The sequence below is a fragment of the Armatimonas sp. genome, from assembly GCF_043760365.1.
Lineage (GTDB): Bacteria > Armatimonadota > Armatimonadia > Armatimonadales > Armatimonadaceae > Armatimonas.
In genome coordinates, this window is sequence record NZ_JAYUPA010001052.1 from 1 (window position 1) to 2,558 (window position 2,558).

2 protein-coding genes are annotated in these 2,558 nt (G+C 60.9%); both read right to left on the minus strand.

Annotated elements, in window-relative coordinates; all coding sequences use genetic code 11:
* Window positions 1-8: 8 nt before the first annotated feature.
* Entirely contained in the window at window positions 9-242 is a 234-nt protein-coding gene (locus tag ACH2EH_RS26885) for a hypothetical protein (protein ID WP_395146554.1), read from the minus strand.
* A gap of 8 nt (window positions 243-250) precedes the next feature.
* Window positions 251-2,161: a selenocysteine-specific translation elongation factor gene (gene selB, locus ACH2EH_RS26890; RefSeq protein WP_395146556.1), complete on the minus strand. Its 1,911-nt coding sequence runs from the start codon at window positions 2,159-2,161 to the stop codon at window positions 251-253.
* Between the last annotated feature and the right edge of the window lie 397 nt (window positions 2,162-2,558).

The window sequence follows — 2,558 nt, forward strand, 5'->3', positions numbered from 1 at the left end:
ATTTCGGATCATATTTCAGACCCATTAAGACGAAGCTCGCGGTTCGAAGGCGGTCTGCCTCCGAGGGTTTTGCTTCGTGGTTGAGTCTGAACCCGCAGAAGTGTGTCGGCGGCGGCAGTGACGGTGGAAAGATCCGTGTCTAAAAGTTTCGCTTCCGCATACGGAAGACCGAGCAGGCGCACCCAGTCAGCGGAATGCGTCTCCACCAGAAATTTTGTTGTTGCATCAAAAGGCTTCGCCACAAGAGGAATTATACCGTGTTCGCAGACTCCGAGAGGGTTCTGATGTCGCCGTTTCGGTGGGTGAAGCGGATGCCATCGAGGTGTTCTAACAACGGCAGAACGATCTTGCGGGAGCTGTCAATGGCATCGCGGACGCCGCCGACCGTGATGCCGTCGGGGGTGCTGGCGAGCCGCCGGATGACCTGCTTGACTTCAAGAATTGCCTCGGCACTGAGATAGAGATTGTCCCCGATCTTGACGAGCTGGTCGCGCTCACACAGAATACTGAGAATGGTTGGGACATGCACATCGCGCGGGTAGGTCGCCGTGAAGTCGCCGGGGTAGGGCGGAGCGAACTTTGCCCCCTGGTAGACCGAGAGGATATGCTCCGCTGCTTTTTTCCAAACTTCTGGAATGATCACTTCATGGTCCGTCGCACGCAGGCCTCGTACGCCCTCAGGCACGCAGAGACCTTCGCTACTGAGATAGACGACCAGCGCATTGAAGTCCTTCACCACGGCAGCTTTACTCAGCGGTGTCCGCAGGCCCTCGCGGGGCATGGCTTTGTGGTAGGGATTCTGCCGATGATATGTCTCCAGCGTGCGCCGAGCCGTCTCCCGCAGGCGCCGTGCCGCCTCATCGGAGACATAGCGATCCCCACCAATCACGACCGCACGGCCTGCATCCGCGAGGACTTCCAGCGCTTCATCGGCGGGAAAGCCCACGGCGGCACTGACTTCTTTTACACTGAACTCCCCGTTACGTGAGGCGAGCTGGGCATAGACGGCCTCCTCAGGTGACCCCGCGCCACGTGCCTCAAAGAGTGCGAGCGCCGCCGCATCGCCGCGCCGGTACTTGCGGGCAGGCTTGGGATCCACAATCGTGCCGCCCCCGATGGCGCGCGCAGGTGAGTACGTGCGCACAACAAAGCGCTCCCCAAGCGCCGGGGCCGTCGGGCTCTCGCACAGAAACTGGACGGGGATGTCACTCGTGCCCGGCAGGATCTCCGCGCCTTCGAGAAGCACAATTCTAGCCAGCAGCTCGCCTGTTCCTAGATGAAGCCGAATGCGCTCCCGGTGGCGCAAGGCACGCGAGGCCGAGGGCAAAACGGAGAGACGAGCATCTAAGAGCGTGGTGGACGAGAGCGTGCCGGGTGTACAGAGCACCGCGCCGCGCTCGATCTGGCTCACCTCAATGCCGGGCAAGTTCACTGCCACACGCATCCCTGGCTCGACCACGTCCACTTTTTGTTTATGTGCCTGGAGTGTGCGTGCCTTACTCAGAAGACCTTGCGGCTCCAGTGCAACAGGATCCCCCGTGTGCAACGTCCCGGAGATGAGTGTTCCCGTCACGACGGTTCCCACGCCCGGTAGAGAAAAAACGCGATCCACAGGCAGGCGCACAGGGGCACTCTCATCCCGCACAGGCGCTTTCGCCGCCGCTACTGCGAGGGCTTGTTTAAGCGCCTCTAGCCCCGCGCCCGTCTGGGCGCTCACCGGTACGATCACCGCCTCTTTGAGTGGTGTCTTGGCCAGCGCCTCGCGGGTCTCTAGCTCGGCAAGTTCTTGAATATCTGGGTCGGCCAGGTCGGTCTTGGTGAGGGCAACCACGCCAACCGTGACCCCGAGCACGCTGAGGATATCCAAGTGCTCGCGTGTCTGCTGCATCGGGCCTTCGTCGGCGGCGATCACCAGCAGTGCCACATCCACGCCACCCGCACCCGCGAGCATATTTTTGACAAAGCGCTCATGGCCGGGCACGTCTACAATTCCCGCTTCTATCTCGCCGGGTAGCACGAGAAAGGCGAACCCCAAATCAATGGTCATTCCCCGTGCCTGTTCCTCCGCGAGCCGGTCGGTGTTGGTGCCGGTCAGGGCACGAATGAGGGTTGTCTTACCGTGGTCTACGTGCCCGGCGGTTCCGATAATCAGATGGCGCATCGGGGTATTGTATCGTCTTGAACCCGTGCCCCCGAACCCATCCCCCCGACCCCCTTCCCTCAGGGCAGGGAAGGGGAGATCAGGGGGATTATTGGATCACCACCTGGCGTGGTGCGAGCTGGGTGTCATTTGTGGCAGTTTTGCCTCCCGACTCGCTAAGGCTCGTCACCCTCCGGCTTCGCGAAGGGTTTATGGCTCAGGTGTTTCCCCCGGCTTCACGAAGGGGTATAATTCGCGGCATGGCACAAGAAAGATACGAGCAGCGGGGGAGGGCAAAATCGGGGACGTTTGGGGATGTGTACCCGGTATGGGATACGACACTTGAGGTGCAACGGGCGTTTAAGAAAGTGCGGGTCAAAGACGATGCGGAGCGGCAGTCCGTTATTCGTGAAGCACG